The following is a 17032-nucleotide window of genomic DNA, read 5'->3' as shown; positions in this document are numbered from 1 at the left end:
GTGAGGAGACAGCGATGGCCGGACTCGACGAGCGTTCGTGGTCCGAAGCGATCGACATGTACGAGCGTCGGGCGACCATTGCCAAGGCGACGAGCAGGGAGCACGAGAACTGGGTGCTCGACCTGTCCACCCTGATGCGCGGTGACATCCGCGACACCCGCGGCTGGCGCACGGTGGACATGTGGGAGGGCGAACTCGAAAGGCTCGACGAACCGTCCTACCCCTTCGTCATGCCTCCGGAGGCCGTCGCGACGGCGGACGCATGGAAGCGCTATCTGCATGAGATCTCGCGTTCTCAGGCCGTACGGTTCCTCGTGGCCCTTTCCACGCCCTGGATCGATGTCACAAAGGAACCGGACTTCGAGGAGCGCAGGGAGGCTCTTGAAGCGAAGGCCCGAGTCATGCTGTCGCGTTTCCCTGAAGGCTCGCACTTCTATGCGAACACCGGGCACGGCAGCGATACCCGCGACTATTACCAGCGGGTTTCTCGTTGGTTCCCCTTTTCCGTGCGCACCTTCGACTTCGGCTTGGTACTCGTGTCGGAGACGGAAGTCGGGATGGTCTGGTCATTCCGCTGATGTGATGCGATCCGCCGCGCTGCCCGATCCTCCGTACTGCCCACGAGGGAGAAGCCCCTTGCGCACCCGTACCGCCACCTACCCCGACCGCGCGACCGCCCAGTGGGCGACCCAGCGCGTGGTCACCGTCAACGAACAGGTCGTCCACCGTTGGCTGGCGCAGTCGACCCGGCAGCGGCTGACCATCGAGGCGGCGTGGCCGTCCCGCGAGGAGCCCGTCGGGCGGGTGCTCCTCCAGGCGATGATGCTGGCGGGCCGCGGCTCCGTCGACGCACGGGCCGCCCGGGTCGTGCTGCGCCGCGAGCCGTCCGCCGCGCACGGGTTCGCCGTGCACGCCAGTTTCCCCGTCTACTTGTGAAGGCAGTTGGCCGACCGTGCCCCTGAGCCCTCTCGAACACGACCGCCGCTACGGCGAGCTGGACCAGGTGATGCGTGCCTACGCCGGTCAGCCGGCGGACGACACCGCGGACAAGCCCAGCGCGGCCCTGACCGCGTACCTGCGGCAGACCTGGCACAGCCGCCCGTGGGCCCTGGCTGTCGCCGAGCGGCAACTGCGCGAGTATGCCGACAACCCGCCCGGCCGACTCAGGCTGCGCCTGGGCGAGTTCTACCCGATCCCTGACGTCGGCCTGCCCGAGGGTGAGATCCAACAGTGGCTGTACTGCCTCGCGGACCACATCAAGCACAGCATCGAGGAGGGCGCGGTTCCGCCCACGGCCACCCCCGCCACCCACTGGGAGTGGCACGCCCGCTTCCCCGAACTCGGCCAGTTTCTGGGCGGCTGGTTCTCGCAGGACATGTCGGACGAGTTCGACGACCATGACGCGGCGGTCGACGACTACCGAACCTCGACCGACCCGCAGCTCACGGCCCGCCTCGTCGGCGAGCTGCACGAACTGCTCGCGCTGGACCTCGACGAGTCCGACTACGCCTTGGCCGTCGCGGAGTTGGGCATGGAGGTCGATCCGCCGGCCCCGTACTCGCCCGGTGGCTGGCTGGCGTTGGTCGCCGATCGGATCAGTGCGCCGCGGGCGGAGTACGGGCCCCGGGAGACGGGGACGCGTGAGTGACCGAGCCAGGCGATGAGTTGTCGTCAAGCGCCGTTGTCAGTTCGGAGCCGGGGAAGCCGTGCCGTCGGCCTCGAAGTCGAAGTTGATCGGGTCTTCTTCGACAGAGGTCACCTTGACCGTCACGCCCAAGGTGCTGCCGTCGTCTGCCGTGAGCGTGCAACGGGTGGTGGTACCGACCTTCCCGGTGAGGTCCTCGGGACACGTGATATCTGGCTTCGGCTGGCCCGTTGTGGCGGCGAGCTTCTCGGCGAGGGTGGTGGCCAGCGTGTCGGAAGACATCTTCGGCAAGGACGTTCCGACACTGACCGAGCCCGAGCAGCCGACGAGCAGCACGCCGGCTGCCACGGCCGAGAGACTCCAAGTCGCTGCGGACAAGCGGGCCATGGTCATGAGGGCGCCATTCCCGGTGATCAGGTGTGCGTTGCAGGGTGGATGAGGTCCGGGCGCGTTTTGGCATCGCAAAGATTGAGCCATGTGCGGCAGGCGACCTCTCGGAACGGCTCTGGTTCTCGGACGAGCGCGGTGAAACGGGGTCGCTCTGTCCAAGTTTCAGTCAGTTCAGGGAAATTTGGGGCGGGTTTCCTGACGGTGTCTCGACAACTTCGTAACTCACCTAACACAAAGTTCAGTTGGCCGCGATTTACACAATGACTACAGTAGTTATCGAGTGTGTTGATCAGGCCACCGCCTGTGCACCGCTCGACAGCTTCACCAACGGGGAACGGGGAAGGAAGGCATCGTGCCTGCTGCGGAGCGCCAGGCTCTCAAGGTCACTCTGGAGTCGCTCGGAGAGTTCAAGAAGCGTGTGGACACCGCGCTCTCCAACTTCGAGGAGTCTCAGGGCAGTGCGCAGAAGGTGGGGGCGCACCGCCTATCGGAAGCGTCGTTCAAGGGCGCAGGTCGCTTCGCCGAGGCTACGGGGCTCCACGCGCAGTACGAGCGCGTCCACGAGCGGCTGACCGCGCTCTCCAAGAACCTGGGCCTCCAGATAGAGGCGCTCCAGATCGCCGTCAACGGCGCGCGCGGCAACTTCAGCGACCTCGAAGAGGAGCAGCGGCGACGGTTCTGGGAGATCCAGACCGAGATCGGGCGGCAGGAAGAGGAAGCGCGGCGGGAGAGGGCCGCCGCAGAAGCAGCGAAACACGGCGAACCCGCGAAGAAGCGCTCCGACGACAAGCAGGCAGGGGGTGGCCTCTAGTGAGCGACGAGCGGAAGCACCAGGATCCGCACCAGGCGGAGCAGGAAGACGCCGCAGCGCAGCTCAGCGCCATCGACATGATCAATCAGGGGACGGCGTTCGTCAGCAGGGTCCTTCCCTTTGGCGGTGGTCTCCCCCGCGTCTTCGGCAAGACGGACTTCGAGAGCCACGACCTGAACGCCATGATCGACTTGGTCGAGTCCGCGAAACCGGAGGATCTGGAGACCGCGGGCAAGGCTCTGTGGGACGCCAAGGACGCCATCGAAACGGCCGCCAACGAGCTCAAGGACCATATTGGGAGGGTTGAGTGGGAGGGCGAGTCCGCCACGGCCTTCCACACATGGGGCGGCAACCTCGTCAAGCATGCTCTTGAGCTCGCGACCTTCGCCGAAGCAGCCGGTACCCAGGTCACGGCAGCGGCCACGGGCCTCGCGTCGGTCCGAAGCGCCATGCCGCCTCGCGACACCCGGCTCGTCCGCACACCGGTGGAGGACATCCCGACGCCGAAGCAGGTTGACGGCAACGAGGAGTACACGGCGGCCGTCAAGGTCGAGAGGGACCGCCAAGAGGCGATCAACCAGATGAACCGGCTGGCCTCCTTCTACGAGGTGTCGGAGGGATACCTGGCGAAGCAGGAGGCGCCTACGTTCGAGGCTATGCCGGATGTGGGGGTGCCGAAGCCGGCGTGGACCTCGATCGAAGGCCCACGAGAGTCGCAAGGCGGCGGGGAGGTGGCGGCCACCCGTGAGTACGTAGCGGTCGGCCATGAGTCGTCGAGTGCGGCGACTGGTCACGCGCGGTCGGTTGACACCACGCCACCGCTCAAGCATGTGGACGACTCGATCATCTCCCCGGACCGGAACGTCGGTACGAAGATCGACAGTGTTGGAACGCTGCCGCCGCAGGAGACCACGAAGCCGGTGGCTGTGACGCCGCCGACCCCGACCGGGCCGAGCGGAACCACGACGGGCACGGTTCCTCCTTTTGCCGTCGGCGTGCCACCCACGTCGACCGGCCGCACCTCAGGGTTCGGCCCGGCGACTGGCAACAGGGCCCCGATCTCGGCACAGGGCCGTACGGCCACGCCCAGCGGCACCACTGGTGGGCGCAGCGCGACGGGCCCGATGGGACGTACGACTCCTCCTGGGCAGTCGGGAGTCCGAGGCGGGGGCACAGCGGCAGGTACGTCGCCCATGGGTCGTGGTGTCTCCGGAGGAACGCCTCGCCCCATCGGAGGGGCTACGAACAGCCGTGCCGGTGGCACGGGGTCCATGGGGGCAGGACGCGGCAATGGTGTTGTCGGAGGACGGCCCACCACCGGTGCCACTCCGGGGTCGACTGGTTCCAGGATGCCTCGCGGTACTGTCGTCGGCGCCGAGGGCAACACCGCCCCCCGTACGCCCGCTGGCAAGATCGGACAACGCGGGGTCATCGGGGCACCGAACTCCCCTTCTACTCCCGGCGCTCGAACGGGGCAGACTGCCCGACCCGCCGGGGGCAATCCTGACGGAGTTGTCGGTACGCCCAAGGGGCGAGCCTCCGCAGCGAGAAGCGGTGGAGCGGCCGGAGGCAGTGCTGAAGCTGCGCACGGCCCAAGGGGGAACCGGCGGAACCCGAACGGTGATGACCGAGAGGGCGAACGTCAGCCCGACCCTCAGCGGCGTAATGCGCCGCCAGTGACTGACTGAACACGAGCGAGGATCTACAGAGGCATGACAGGGACCAGCCCACGTGGCGGAATGACTGCGCTCTTCGCAAGACGTGCCGGACGACGAGTGTCGGCCGTGTGCGCGGCACTCGGCGCTTTCGCCGTCGTGTCTTCGGGGCTGGCTCCGAGTGCGGTGGCCGCCGATGTCCAGTCAAAGCAGTGGTACTTGGACGCGATGGACGCGGAAGGGATGTGGAAGATCAGTACGGGCACGGGCGTCAAGGTTGCTGTCGTGGACACTGGTGTGAATCCCGCGACTTCGTCGCTGAAGGGCCAAGTACTTACGGACGAGGTCCCCAAGGCTGTTTCGCGCGGTGCGACCAATGACTTTGACGGCCACGGCACGACCATGTCGGAGTTGATCGCTGGCACAGGCGCTGGCGGAGGCTTGCAAGGACTGGCTCCCGGAGCGAAGATCGTCCCCTATCAGGTGAACCTGAAGGGTAATCCGGACAAAAAGGCGCCTGAGGTTGCGGAAGCGATCAAGGCTGCCGCTGAAAGCGACGCTCAGATCATCAACATGTCTTTCGGTGGCAACACCATCGACCCGGATGTGGAGGAGGCGGTGAAGTACGCCGAATCCAAAGGCAAGTTGATGTTCGCCGGCACGGGCAACGACGCTGAAACCAAGAACTTCGTAGGCTACCCAGCCGCCTACCCTTATGTCGTCGGAGTAGCTGCCTCAGACGAGGATGGGAAAGTGGGAGACTTCTCGGAGCACGGCAATTATGTCGATCTCGCGGCTCCCGGCCTAAAGGTGCCCACGTGGTGTGACGCCACGTTTCGCGCGTACTGCGATGACGGACATGGAACAAGTATCGCCACCGCCATCGCCTCGGCCTCCGCTGCCCTCATCTGGTCCGCCCACCCCAACTGGACGGCCAACCAGGTGCTCGCCACCTTGATCGACACAGCCAGCCGTGACTGGCCGAAGGACCAGCCGAGTAACTATCTCGGCTACGGCCTCGTCCGTCCTCGCAAGGTGCTGGAAAACAGCAGTATCAACCCGGGCCCCGCCAACACGGACCCTCTTAGCTACGAGAACGGGACCGGCGTCACCGGAGCCTCCTCTTCTCCCTCCGCTCCCGCCTCAGCCTCGTCACAAGCGCCGAAGGACACGTCAGGCGGCGCAACCTCAGCGGCAGGCTCCACCTCGAACTCCTCCGACGACAACACCCAGTTGTACGTGATCCTGGGCGCCGCCCTTGTCGTGGCAATCGGCGGCGGAGCCTTCGCCGTGGCACGAAAGAGGCGAACCACCTGACCGCTTCCCGTACCTGCGCCACACTTCTGTGTTGCGCAACCCGTAGGCGGCTCTCTCAACACCCCCGCAACTAACAGCAATTACACGAAGGGAATTCTGGCTATGGTGGCTGGGCAGAAGCTCAACGATACCGAAGTAATCAGGCTCGAAAAGGAGATGGTTCAGCGGTACGAGTCGATCCAGGGACAGCTCAGCCGTCTCCAGGGAACGCTGGACACGATGGAGGCAAACTGGCGAGGCGTCGGCGCCAGGGCCTTCAACGACAAGCAGGTCGAGATCAACCAGCGCGTCAAGAGCATCGGCGCACTGCTCACGTGGTTCCTGGACAACATCAACGAGACCCGCAAGCTCACGAACACGAATGAGGACGCGGTGCGCTCCACCATGCAGAGCATCGATATCCAGTACGGCGGAGAGAAGTCGGCTCTCAACAGCTACTGAGCGGCACACCTCGCGTATGCGGGCAGTCGTGCCCGCAAGAAGCCAATGAAGAGATGAGGAACCATGGTTAACGTCCACAACGACGAGATGGCTGTGAAGTACGGCGGTCTCGACGCGATCACCACTGAGCTCGGCAAGCAGGCCAATAAGCTGGAAGAGGACATCCAGGCGCTCAAGGCCGCCGTGTTGAAGGTCGCCGCCGGCTGGGAAGGTGAAGCCGCGGACGCGTTCGGTGGGAAGATGCAGCAGTGGGACAAAGACGCTGCCGCGCTCCACTCGGCGCTCGTGTCCATCGGCCAGAAGGTCACCCAGGCCGGCGGCGACTACCGCGCCGGTGACCTCAAGGGAGCCAGCTACTTCCAGTGAGCTGAGCGGATCGACATGACAGGGTGGGCACGCACGGGAGGTGCCCACCCTATGTCGTGCCCGCGCCCCGGACTTCCGCAAGACCGTGTTCCGGCGTGCTTCGCAGCCGCGAAAGCGGCGCGGATCATGGATCGGGAATCGCTGCCCGGTGCAGGCGACGGACACCCAGAAGTCGGTGAAGTGCCGGAATGCGTCGCTGCCTCATGCGGGATCGGCTCGTACACGCTGATCAGTGCGGTGACCGGTCCTTGCGATGCATCCCGGTGCCGGTGGTTCTGAGTTCGACCGATCTCTGCGGTTCAGGTCTGATCAGAAAAGCTGCTCGCTGGCCACTGCGTTGGCGAATCGCGACCATGCTGCTCGGCATGCAGTTACCCAAGGCAGCTGCGGGTTCTTAGAATCGCGGATGACAATCGAGTATCCGTTCTGGGCTATCTCGATACAGTTGTTGCCGGACGCCTCCGAGAACGATGACTTGACCCACTTCAACTCGGACAAAGTGTCTTCCTTTATAGATCCTTGGCAATTTCGAGGATTCGGTCCCTCGAACGCTTGGGATCCAAGGTTACTTGTTCGACCGCGTCCAGGCGGCGGCGGAAGTTGGCCAGCTGTGTGGGGGAGTCGAAGAAGACGGCACCGATTGGTGTGTCCAGCTGCACGGTGTCGAGATGAGCGCTGTCGGCAGCTGCGTACAGCACTGAGTCGCCGGCCATCGGGAACCCTCCGGCGCTGAATGGGATGATCAGGAGTTCCACGTGCCCGCGTTCACTCTCTTCGAGTAGGCGGTTAAGCTGCGCCTTCGCCACATGCCGTCCGCCCACCCGCATGTGAAGGGCGGCCTCGTGGATCAGCCCTTGATACGTCACTGGCGGCGTTTTGGTGATGACTGCGTGGCGGGCGAGCCGTTGAGCGATGCGGAGCTCGACCTCAAGACGCGGCAACGCTGGGATGAACAGGTCGAAGAGGGCGCGGGCGTGGTCCTCGACCTGAAACATGCCGGGGATGTGGGCCGTCTGCAAGGTACGGAGTGACGTGGCGTGCTGTTCCAGCTCGGCCACGTCGAGGAAGTCTGGCGGGACCTTGCCGCGATACTCGTCCCACCAGCCTGAGCTGCGGCCACCCGTCATGGCTGCCAGGGCATCGATCAGAGTCGGGTCATCGCATTCGTAGATGCCAGCGAGTCGCCGCAACCGCTGCTCGCTGACGCCGAAGCGTCCCGCTTCCACGTTGGAGATGGTCGTGCGGTCCGTACCGAGCAATTCGGCCGCCCTTGGGGCGGACAGGCCGGCGGCCTCGCGCAACCGTCGCAGCTCCGCGCCGAAGCGGCGCTGACGGACGGTGGGTGTCTGCCGTGGTGCCATGCGTCTCTCCTTGTTCGCGCTCAGTGTGCCCAGTCACCCTTCGTGGGTCCACTGAACCCGATAATTCAACTCGTTGGAGGGAAGCTGGTATCACGGGTTGGAATTGAAGTCTATGGTGTGGCTCAGGTCACTGTCGACCCCGTGTGAGAGGTGCAACTTGGACGCCGCGACTCCTCCCGTCACCACTGTCTTCGATGCCACACCAACCCGAGTTGGCTGGGACGCCACTGTGTTGGATCCCTACCGTCCGGTGACCGAAGCACGGCATCGCGCCCGTGTTTGGCTTCAACAGCACTGGAAGCTCCCAGGCTTGGCAGACTCCGTGGAACTCGCGGTCGGAGAGCTTTGCGCGAACGCCGTGCGGCATGGCGGCGGACTGGCTGGACTTGAGCTGATTCTGGGAGCGGGAGGACGCTTCACCCCTCGAGTCTTGCGAGTGATGGTGATCGACCACGCTCCGGATCGGGCGCCAGAACTGCCAGATGCCGGCGACGTGTTCTGCGAACAGGGCCGTGGCCTGCGCCTGGTCGAAGCCCTTGCGTGGCGCTGGGGCTGGCATTGCACCGGCTTCGATGAGAAGCAGGTCTGGTGCACCTTCGTCATCGGCCCCTCGACCAAAGCTGGGGGAGAGTCAGGACCAGTGTCACAGACTGATGTGCCCTGAGTCTGAACCGCTCTGGGATCGGTGGAGGCTCGGCGTTGACTCCAGCCGCCGGTTGGGGCTGGAGTTGAGCGTAGTAGTTGATCTTGTGTTCGTGGGGTGGGATGCCTCCGACCGCGGTGTGGAGGCGCTGGAATGTAGAACCAGTCGACCCATTCCGCGGTGGCGAGTTCGACGTCGGCGAGTCGTCCAGTGCACCTGTCCAGGATGGCTCGCCGACCTGCTGGGCTGTGATCCGGCTGGGGCCGACACTCTGGCCGTGGACGGCAGGAGCGCTCGCGGCTCGCGCCACGGCACCACTTCAGCCGCATCTGATGTTCGCGATGACCGGCAGCGGCCAGACCATCACCCAGCTGCCGGTGCCGGACAAGACGAATGAAATCACCTGCTTCACCGCCCTGTTGGAGCCCTACGACCTGACCGGAGTGATGGTGACCGCCGACGCTCTCCACACCCAGCGTGACCACGCCCGCTTCCTCCGGGAGGAGAAGAGGGCGCACGATGCGATCACGAGACTTTGCAACAGCCCTTGTCGGCAGGGTCCTTCAGCTTGGTAAGCGCCCCCTCACTGTCAACTCGCCGCCGGGAACTTTTTGAGCGTTCCGAGATCGTTGGGAATCTTGCTGTCGTCGAAACATTTCATCTGCTGGGCCAACTTGACTGCAGCGGCGTGCGCGATGTGGGTCAGTAGTTCAGGAGCTTGATCGGCCTGATTGGTGTCCAAGGACCCCAAGGAGCCCTGAAGGTCCACCGCGAGCACGGTTTTCTCGGCGCTGCCAGGTCCCACAGGGCATCGGAAGCTGAACTCGGCGAACTGTTCCCCGGCGTACGCATAGGGTTCAGCTGCGTCCTTCTGTCCGGTGCCGGAGATGTCGAAGTGGGTGACATCGTCGGTGCTCTGCCAGGAGTAGTCTCCTGGCGACAGTTTGAGCCATTCGGTGGCGACGGCGAGGCTCGCGTAGCTGGACCCGTCGGCAGAGTTCGGGAGGCAAAGGTTGATCTTCTTGCCTCGTTCGGCGAACGATGATTCGCCGCGCAGATCCGACGCCGCCTGGGAGAGCTTCTCCACCCGTTGGTCACCAGTCCCGGCCGTTTCCGTGAAACGCTCGGACCCGGTGAGTTCCTCCAGAGCAGATCCACCTTCGTCGCCCAGGAGCGCGTCGCAGAGGCGAGTAGCCGACACCCCCTCCTGAGCCTTGTGAGAAGGGCTCGGAGCGGGATCGGGCGTGGAATCCGCCGAGCATCCGCACAGTGTTATGGCGAGGAAGCATCCCGATACCGCAAGGGCGGGATTCCTGGAGACAAATGTCATGACTTCAGCCTTGCGGGGTAGGGAGTTGGCCGACGTTCTCTTGATTCTGGCTTCCGCGCGTGTAACCCTCGGTGTAAGCGCGCTGTATGGAACTGCTGAGCATCTGATATTCAGGCCGACTCCAGGAGGCATCCTTGTCGGCTCGCTCAAGAACGGAAAGGCCGGGCTGCCAGGACGCCTTGTAGCCGTTCTCGAAGACGTGATTTCCGTCGGCATGGTACTTTTCGGAATTGTCCCTGTGCTGAGACTCCGCGTACTCGTCCAGGTTCTTCTCGATAAGGCCGTCAACCACGCCATTGGTTTGGTCGCTGACAATCGGTACGACAGTCGCGGCCAGCCCGCTGCTCGGTTCGGGCACCAAGGAGAAGAATCCACCCGTGACCGCGCCGGCGATCATCTTCTGGCGCTCCACACTGGCGTCGATCTTCTCGTTGTAAGCGTCGTCCAGGGCTTTGCCATGAGCCTTGATCTCTTCGGCGCGAGACCTGTCCAGGATGCCCTGGACCTCTGCTCCGTGCCGGATGGCCGTCTCGGACTGGAATGAGTTCAGGTCACCGTCGGCTTCCATCGTCGGCGGATACTTGTCGACCAAGGACGTCGTATACACCTGCTGGGCGGTTCCCAACTCGGCATACGCGGCAGGATCCTGTCCGAGCGTGCTGATGAACTTGCTGACGCCGAGTCCCTCGGTGTCGAAGTGTGCGCGTTCTCCGAGGGACGTGCGTTCCCCACTGTCCATGGCGTAGAGCGACTTGTCGGCATTACCGTCCATGGCCCAGTTGATGTCGTCGATGTAAGAGGCGCCGATCTTGCCGAGGCTGTCTGCGATGCCTTCCTGATCGTGCATCAGCTGAGCCCCGCTGGGGGCGGTCTGCTTGTCGTCCTTGTACTCAGCGTCACGCCCGTACAGATCCACGACCTTCTCGGCGACCTTGGCGGTCTCCATATCACGGTGCAACGCAGGCGGGTTGGCGTCGTAGGCCGCACCGGTCGTCGCCGATTCCAGCGCGTGTCCAAGGGAGTTGTACCCGGCGACGGTCTTCGCGCCATCTTCGGCGAAGTCCTTGGGCCACTCCCGATCCTCGGTGAGGTACTCGAAGTGCTTCCCGTCGTTGAAGAAATCCGTCGAGGCCTCCGAATTGTGTCCCAGCGCTTCCATAAACCCGGTCATCGGATCTCGGCCTGCGTCATTCTTGGAGCCGTAGTGGAGCTGTTCGTACTGGCCCGAGTGGTCCCACGGGAGGACGTCCTCGCGCCGGACGTTGCGCTGGAGCCCTCCATACTCGTCGGATGAGTCGTTTTTCTCCCAGGAAATCAGCTTGTCGCCGTAGTCGTGAAGGAAGTCCGTCTCGTAGGAGCCGTGACGCATGAGGTTGCTCATGACCTGGAAGCCGTAAACGGGGTTCTCCCCCTTCGGCCGAACGTCGGTGCCTCCCAGCGCGATCACGTCGCTCTTCCATTGGTGCATCTTTTCGCTGTCCGAGTGACTTGCGGTCGCGAGACTCGTGCCGAGTTGCTTCTCCAGGCCCTCGATGAGCTTCATCCGCTCCTTTTGCTCGTCGGAAAGACCTTGGCGGGAGCGGGGGTTTACATAGAACTGGGAGTCGTTGACGACCTCCGCGTAGAACTCAAGGGTCCGCTTTGGGCCGGCGTCAGTGGCGAGCTTCTCGGCAAACAGCGGGTCGTTCTTATATTTGGACAGCGTGGTGTTCAGCGCGTTGAGTTCGGTGTTGCTGAGCTCGCTGGGATCCTCCTTGAGGATCTTTGCCGCCTTCTCCGCCGCTTCCACGGCTTCGGCCGCCTGGTCCCGGTTCTTATAGCTGGCGTCCGAGAAGCCATACTCGGCCTGGTCCACGAGAAGTCGAAGCACCTTGGCTGCGCTGTTGTCGCTCTCCGTAGCCTTGGCCAGGATTTTCTTGACCTCCTCCATGAGGTTGTCCACGTCCTGCTGGGTGTGCTCTGGAAGGTCGGTGCCCTTGGCGGCTCGGTCGGGGTGGATGTTCATCGTGACGGTAAATGTGCCGTTGCCGGTGTCCATCACGGTGAGGTTCTTCTTGGCGCCACGTGAGATGGCGCCCTGGAGCTGCTCCTGATAGTCGGCAAGCTCCCCTTTTGTGTCGGAGAGGATCTTGGTGACGGAGTCGGCCTGCGTGTGCGCGTCGGCGAACTCCTGCGCGGTCTTGTCGATGAAGTTGCGAGTGACGGTGGCGTTGACGCCGGACCAGCTGGCCTTGTCGGCCTTGGCCTTGAGGTTGCGCTCGGCGTCGTCCTTAAGGTCCGCGAGCTTTTTCGTCATCTGCCGCCAGTCGGTGATCGCGTCTTCGAGTTTCGTGAAGCTGCCGAAGCGGAGTGCGTCCAGATCCATCGGTTCAGGAGCCCTTCCGTGCGTCGAAGCCCTGGTCCAGCTGGGAAATGCTGCTGAGCGTGCTGGCGATGTACGTGTCGTCGGCGGCGTGCTGGTTCTTGGTGAACCGGAGATGGTTGGAGATGTGGGCGCAGGCGTCCAGCAGGTTCTGCACCTGGTCGATCCAGCGTTCGGCGACGTGATCGAGGGCACCACCGATCGCGAATCCCTCGCTCTTAAGACCAGTGGCGGCCTGTTGGGAGGAGACGCGCGCGTGACCGCTGTACTGCCCGAAGTCCTCGAAGAGATCGTGGGCAGCCTTGCCGACCGCCGCGAGGTCCTTCTGGCTGGCGGTGAGGTCTCCCTGGGTGCTGGCGCCGCCCCCTCCCTGATCCGCAGGAAGCTGATTGAGCTGCATATGCGCAGACTGCTTCTGCGCGGCATCGGCCTTCAGTTGTTCCCACTCGTCCCACGCCACGCGCGGACCCCTTCCCCGTTGGTTCACACTTCCCGTCGAAATCCGTCCGGAGGGTTCCATGCCTGGCCCTTCCGGACGGAAGCATTCTGTCAACGCAGCTGCCGGAAACCGGCCAAGTTTTGTCGGAACGAGCCTCAATGTAGGTCGGCCACCAACCCCACCTGCACCAACGGCTTCCCCCGCCGCCGAGACACAAAGACCCCCCGCCCCGCAGGCATCGGCCGCGGCCGAACCCCACCCAGCAGATCACCCTCGCCCGGGTCGCCGGCCAGGACGACACCCTGCGCGCCCAGTTCCTTGATGCGCTGCATGAAGGCCTCGTAAGCCGCCCGCCCGGCACCCGCAGTCGACCGCGCGATGATGAACCGCACCCCCACGTCCCGGGCGAACGGCAACAGCTCCGTCAACCCCGCCAGCGGATTCCCGCTCGACGTCGACACGAGGTCGTAGTCATCGACGACGACGTACACCGTCGGCCCCTGCCACCAGCTCCGGTCCCGCAGCTGCTGCGCCGTCACGTCGGCCGTGGGGGAGCGGCGCTGCATCAGGTCGGCCAGAGCGGCCATGTGGTGGTCCATGGAGTTGGACATGGGGATGTACTCGGCGAGGTGGGACGCCGGCGTCACGTCCAGCAGCGAGCGCCGGTTGTCGATGACGAACAGCTTGGCTTCGTGGCCCGCGTACCGCTCCGTGATCTGCTTGATCAGCAGCCGCAGCAGGTTCGACTTGCCCGACTCGCTCTCGCCGAAGATGAGGAAGAACGGGTCCTGCTCGAAGTCGACGAAGACCGGTTCGAGGTTGTCCTCGTCGAGGGCGAAGGCGACACCTCGGCGCGGAAAGCGATCCCCCGAAGGCAGCTGCGCGGCCGAGAACTCGCGGGGCAGCAACCGGACTTGGGGTGCGCCGGGCGCCTGCCAGTGCCGGGAGACCTCGGTCGCCAGCGCCGCCGTGGCGTCCGCCAGGTCCGTGTCGGACATCAGCCCGTCGATGCGCGGCACCGCCGCCATGAAGTGCAGCTTCCCTGGCGCCTGTCCGCGGCCAGGCACGCCGGCCGGCACGTTCGCGGCCACCTTGCGGTCCAGCTCGGAGTCCATCGTGTCGCCGAGCCGCAGCTCCAGGCGGTTCATCAGGTGGTCCTTCAGAGCGGCCCTGACCTCCATCGAACGCGAGGCCGTCAGGATCAGGTGGATGCCGTAACCGAGACCGCGCGCCGCGATGTCGTGGATCACCTGGTCCATCGCCTCATAGTCGGCACGGAAGTTGCCCCAGCCGTCGATGACCAGGAAGACGTCACCCCACGGCTGGTCCGTGACCGAGATGTCGCCTCGGGCACGGCGCGCCCGGAAGTCCGCGATGGACGCGATGCCGGCGGCGCGGAAGTACTCCTCGCGGCGGGTCAGCACGCCGTACACCTCGGCCACCGTGCGCCGCACCCGCTCGGGATCCAGACGCGAGGCCACTCCACCGACGTGCGGCAGTCCGGCGACCGCGGCCATGCCGCCACCGCCGAAGTCGAGGCCGTAGAACTGGACCTCGTGCGGCGTGTGGGTGAGGGCGAAGGAACAGATCAGCGAGCGCAGCAGCGTCGACTTGCCGGACTGTGGACCGCCGACGATCTGCATGTGGCCGGCCGCGCCGGAGAAGTCGGCCCAGAGCGGGTCGCGGCGCTGCTCGTACGGCTTGTCCACCAGGCCGAGGGGTACGACCAGGCGGCCGGCGCCCTCGTAGCCCGGTTGCGTGAGCCCGCGGCCCTGCACCGCGGTGAGTCCGGGCAGGAGAGAGTCCATCGACGGCGGGCTGTCCAGCGGCGGCAGCCACACCTGGTGGGCCGCCGGTCCCTGCGCCTCCAACCGGCGCACGACCACGTCCAGCACGGTGTCCGCAAGGGCGTCGTCGACCTGCGGATCGTCCGCAGCCGAAGGCCGCTGCTGCGGCACCGCCACATACTGCACCGGCACCTCGGCCGCCGTGAACAGCACCGGCCGCCGGTCCACCGGCAGCGGGCCGCCGCTCAGTGCCGAACGCTGTGGGCCGGAGCGGTACACACCGGAGACGTACGCCGCCTTGAAGCGCACCATCTCACCCGTGCCGTGCTTCAGGATGCCGGAGCCGGGGACGTTCGGCAGTTCGTAGGCGTCCGGTACGCCGATCGCGGCCCGGGACTCCGCGGCGGAGAACGTCCGCAGACCGATCCGGTACGACAGGTAGGTCTCCAGACCGCGCAGGCGCCCCTCCTCCAGGCGCTGTGACGCCAGCAGCAGGTGCACGCCCAGCGATCGTCCGATACGGCCGATCTGCACGAACATCTCGATAAAGTCCGGTTTGGCGGTCAGGAGTTCACTGAACTCGTCGATCACCAGCACCAAGGACGGAATCGGCTGCAGCGGCGCGCCCGCCGCCCGCGCCTTCTCGTAGTCGTGGATGTTGGCGTAGTTGCCCGCGTCGCGCAGCATCTCCTGGCGGCGGTTGAGCTCGCCGCGGATGGAGTCGCCCATGCGGTCGACCAGGGTCAGGTCGTCCGCGAGGTTGGTGATGACGGCCGCCACGTGCGGCATCTGCGCCATGCCCGCGAAGGTCGCGCCGCCCTTGAAGTCCGCGAGGACGAAGTTCAGCGTTTCCGAGGAGTGCGTCACCGCGAGGCCCAGCACGAGGGTGCGCAGCAGCTCCGACTTGCCGGAACCGGTGGCGCCGACGCACAGGCCGTGCGGGCCCATGCCCTCCTGCGCGGCCTCCTTGAGGTCCAGCATGACGGGCCGGCCGTCTTCGCCGAGCCCGATCGGCACCCGCAGCCGCTCGGCCAGCGAACGCGGCCGCCAGGTGCGGTTGGTGTCGACGGACGCCGCGTCACCGAGGTTCAGCAGGTCGGTGAAGTCCAGGTTGGCCAGCAGCGGTTCGTCGTCGTCCCCGCCGGTGGCCATCCGCAGCGGGGCGAGCTGCCGGGCGAGGGCTTCGGCGGACTCATGGGACAGGACGTCGGGAGTCCCCTCGTAGACGACGCCGTGCCCCGACTCCAGGTGCAGCGCTTCGGGTGCTACGACGATGGAGAGCTCGCCGCCGGCCCCGGTCAGCTCGCCGGGGACGACCTCGAGGACCGTCACGCCCTGCAGACCCTCGGGGTTGGCCAGGACGGAGTCCGGCGGCAGGGAGAGGCCGTCGAGTACGACGACGATGTGGGGTTCCTCCGGCAGCGGCGCGGCGTTCGGGTGGAAGCGCGGACGGCCGGTCAGCCGGGTGGCGAGCAGGTTCTCCAGCTCGCGGCTGTCGCTGTCGATCAGCCTGCGGCTGCCCGCGCCGTCCACGGCACCGGGAGCCTGGACGTGCGGGAGCCACTTGGCCCACTCCCAGTGGGGGAGGGCCTCACGGCCGGCCGCGACCACGATGAGCAGGTCCTCGGGGGAGTGCAGCGCGGCCAGCGAGCCGGCCATGGCCCGGGCGGAGGACCGTACGGACTGCGGGTCGCCGCTGATCGTGACGTGGTAGAAGGCCCGCAGCGAGACCGCCATCGGCAGGTCGTCCAGGGTGCTGTGGACGGAGAGGAAGCGCTGCATCGCACCCGCGGTCAGCGGCTCGAGTTGCTGGACAGGGGCGGTCTCGGGGGCGACCAGAGTGGTGGCGAGCGACTGCGAGCCGAGGCCGATGCGGACCTGGGCGAAGTCCTCGTCGCCCGGGCGGCGTTCCCACACCCGGCTGCCCTCGGCGACCAGGGCCCACAGTTGCTCGGGGGAGGGGTGGAGGAAGTACTGCGCGTCCCGCTGCGCCCTTGCCGTGTCGACGGCCGTGCGCCGGGTCTGCGCCAGGTAGCTCAGGTAGTCGCGGCGCATGTCCGCCAACTCCCCCTGGGAGCCTCGGCGGAAGCGGATCACCATCGCGATTGACATGGCGATCGTCGAGGCGATCATGATCATGCCCATGATCTTCATGAACGGCTGCCCGTTCGTGAAGAAGAAGACCACCGAGCCACCCATGCCGAGCGTCGGCAGGAGTTGCATCAGCACGCTTTCCTGGTGCCCCCGCGGCAGTTCGGGCGGAGGCTGCAGGACGATCTCCTGCGTGGACACTTCGGACGGCAGTGCCCGAGGCGGGCGCTTCACGACGATGTGGCTCACTGTCACCCATTCCCTTGGCCGGCCCGAGAGTCCGTCCGCCGCCCCGTGTCAGGCGGACGCAGGCCGCCGCGTGATCCTACTGACTTCATCAGGGACGAGGGGACGGTAGGGTGCCGGATGTTCGCGTGAGCACACGCGAGTTGGG

At 65.6% G+C, this 17032-nt stretch carries 17 protein-coding genes; 10 read left to right on the top strand and 7 right to left on the bottom strand.

Translation table 11 applies throughout. The annotated features are described in order from the left end of the window. The first annotated feature begins 14 nt into the window (after positions 1–14). From AC5P09_RS04785 to AC5P09_RS04775, 3 genes are read left to right on the top strand one after another with little or no spacing between them, the layout of a single operon-like run. A complete protein-coding gene (locus AC5P09_RS04785) occupies positions 15–578 on the top strand; it encodes a hypothetical protein (RefSeq protein WP_493872597.1) in 564 nt (187 codons plus the stop codon). Between the two features lie 58 nt (positions 579–636). Next, entirely contained in the window at positions 637–936 is a 300-nt protein-coding gene (locus tag AC5P09_RS04780; protein WP_493872596.1) for an RNase A-like domain-containing protein, read from the top strand. A 16-nt stretch (positions 937–952) separates the two neighbouring features. Then, positions 953–1648, top strand: a complete 696-nt coding sequence (locus AC5P09_RS04775; protein ID WP_493872595.1) for a contact-dependent growth inhibition system immunity protein — start codon at positions 953–955, stop codon at positions 1646–1648. 36 nt (positions 1649–1684) lie between these two features. Here the strand turns inward: AC5P09_RS04775 and AC5P09_RS04770 are convergent, their stop codons facing one another. Next, complete coding sequence (locus AC5P09_RS04770) at positions 1685–2038, bottom strand: DUF4333 domain-containing protein (protein ID WP_493872594.1); 354 nt, start codon at positions 2036–2038, stop codon at positions 1685–1687. A 349-nt stretch (positions 2039–2387) separates the two neighbouring features. Here AC5P09_RS04770 and AC5P09_RS04765 point away from each other — a divergent pair, with 349 nt between their 5' ends. From AC5P09_RS04765 to AC5P09_RS04745, 5 genes are all read left to right on the top strand, one after another. After that, on the top strand, positions 2388–2846 hold the full coding sequence (locus AC5P09_RS04765; RefSeq protein WP_493872593.1) for a DUF2563 family protein: 459 nt from the start codon (positions 2388–2390) through the stop codon (positions 2844–2846). Beyond that, the gene (locus AC5P09_RS04760) at positions 2846–4534 is read left to right on the top strand and encodes a WXG100 family type VII secretion target (RefSeq protein ID WP_493872592.1); all 1689 of its coding nucleotides are present in this window, start codon (positions 2846–2848) and stop codon (positions 4532–4534) included. The genes AC5P09_RS04765 and AC5P09_RS04760 overlap by 1 nt, the downstream gene beginning before the upstream one ends. Before the next feature lie 51 nt (positions 4535–4585). Continuing rightward, a complete protein-coding gene (locus tag AC5P09_RS04755; RefSeq protein WP_493872591.1) occupies positions 4586–5818 on the top strand; it encodes a S8 family serine peptidase in 1233 nt (410 codons plus the stop codon). Positions 5819–5974: 156 nt separating this feature from the next. Further along, positions 5975–6259 (top strand): WXG100 family type VII secretion target, encoded by a 285-nt coding sequence (locus AC5P09_RS04750; RefSeq protein WP_493872590.1) that lies wholly within the window; start codon positions 5975–5977, stop codon positions 6257–6259. A gap of 87 nt (positions 6260–6346) precedes the next feature. Continuing rightward, the gene (locus AC5P09_RS04745; protein WP_493872589.1) at positions 6347–6625 is read left to right on the top strand and encodes a WXG100 family type VII secretion target; all 279 of its coding nucleotides are present in this window, start codon (positions 6347–6349) and stop codon (positions 6623–6625) included. A 309-nt stretch (positions 6626–6934) separates the two neighbouring features. On the opposite strand, the gene AC5P09_RS04740 is transcribed toward AC5P09_RS04745, so the two are convergent. Together AC5P09_RS04740 and AC5P09_RS04735 are read right to left on the bottom strand one after the other, a co-directional pair. Continuing rightward, positions 6935–7114 carry a DUF397 domain-containing protein gene (locus tag AC5P09_RS04740; protein ID WP_493872778.1) on the bottom strand — a complete coding sequence of 60 codons (180 nt, stop codon included), beginning with the start codon at positions 7112–7114 and terminating at the stop codon, positions 6935–6937. Between the two features lie 20 nt (positions 7115–7134). Further along, positions 7135–7986, bottom strand: coding sequence for a helix-turn-helix domain-containing protein (locus AC5P09_RS04735; RefSeq protein ID WP_493872588.1), 852 nt, complete (start codon positions 7984–7986; stop codon positions 7135–7137). Between the two features lie 250 nt (positions 7987–8236). Here AC5P09_RS04735 and AC5P09_RS04730 point away from each other — a divergent pair, with 250 nt between their 5' ends. After that, positions 8237–8650, top strand: coding sequence for an ATP-binding protein (locus AC5P09_RS04730; RefSeq protein ID WP_493872587.1), 414 nt, complete (start codon positions 8237–8239; stop codon positions 8648–8650). A gap of 311 nt (positions 8651–8961) precedes the next feature. Beyond that, a complete protein-coding gene (locus AC5P09_RS04725; RefSeq protein ID WP_493872586.1) occupies positions 8962–9204 on the top strand; it encodes a transposase in 243 nt (80 codons plus the stop codon). Between the two features lie 14 nt (positions 9205–9218). On the opposite strand, the gene AC5P09_RS04720 is transcribed toward AC5P09_RS04725, so the two are convergent. The 4 genes from AC5P09_RS04720 to eccCa form a co-directional block, all read right to left on the bottom strand. Next, the gene (locus tag AC5P09_RS04720) at positions 9219–9830 is read right to left on the bottom strand and encodes a hypothetical protein (RefSeq protein ID WP_493872585.1); all 612 of its coding nucleotides are present in this window, start codon (positions 9828–9830) and stop codon (positions 9219–9221) included. 133 nt (positions 9831–9963) lie between these two features. Then, positions 9964–12324, bottom strand: coding sequence for a hypothetical protein (locus AC5P09_RS04715; RefSeq protein ID WP_493872584.1), 2361 nt, complete (start codon positions 12322–12324; stop codon positions 9964–9966). Positions 12325–12328: 4 nt separating this feature from the next. Beyond that, on the bottom strand, positions 12329–12781 hold the full coding sequence (locus AC5P09_RS04710) for a hypothetical protein (protein ID WP_493872583.1): 453 nt from the start codon (positions 12779–12781) through the stop codon (positions 12329–12331). Positions 12782–12915: 134 nt separating this feature from the next. Next, positions 12916–16887, bottom strand: coding sequence for a type VII secretion protein EccCa (gene eccCa, locus AC5P09_RS04705; RefSeq protein WP_493872582.1), 3972 nt, complete (start codon positions 16885–16887; stop codon positions 12916–12918). Between the last annotated feature and the right edge of the window lie 145 nt (positions 16888–17032).

The sequence above is a fragment of the Streptomyces sp. a15 genome (genome assembly GCF_059026085.1).
Note: the sequence above shows the minus strand (reverse complement) of the source record. Positions and strands in the feature narration are given on the sequence as shown.

Excerpts from the sequence above, each read along its gene's own strand:
- AC5P09_RS04785 (WP_493872597.1), top strand. The coding sequence starts at position 15 with ATGGCCGGACTCGACGAGCGTTCGTGGTCCGAAGCGATCGACATGTAC.
- AC5P09_RS04770 (WP_493872594.1), bottom strand. The coding sequence starts at position 2,038 with ATGACCATGGCCCGCTTGTCCGCAGCGACTTGGAGTCTCTCGGCCGTG.
- AC5P09_RS04755 (WP_493872591.1), top strand. The coding sequence starts at position 4,586 with ATGACTGCGCTCTTCGCAAGACGTGCCGGACGACGAGTGTCGGCCGTG.
- AC5P09_RS04750 (WP_493872590.1), top strand. The coding sequence starts at position 5,975 with ATGGTTCAGCGGTACGAGTCGATCCAGGGACAGCTCAGCCGTCTCCAG.
- AC5P09_RS04745 (WP_493872589.1), top strand. The coding sequence starts at position 6,347 with ATGGCTGTGAAGTACGGCGGTCTCGACGCGATCACCACTGAGCTCGGC.
- AC5P09_RS04735 (WP_493872588.1), bottom strand. The coding sequence starts at position 7,986 with ATGGCACCACGGCAGACACCCACCGTCCGTCAGCGCCGCTTCGGCGCG.
- AC5P09_RS04725 (WP_493872586.1), top strand. The coding sequence starts at position 8,962 with ATGTTCGCGATGACCGGCAGCGGCCAGACCATCACCCAGCTGCCGGTG.
- AC5P09_RS04715 (WP_493872584.1), bottom strand. The coding sequence starts at position 12,324 with ATGGATCTGGACGCACTCCGCTTCGGCAGCTTCACGAAACTCGAAGAC.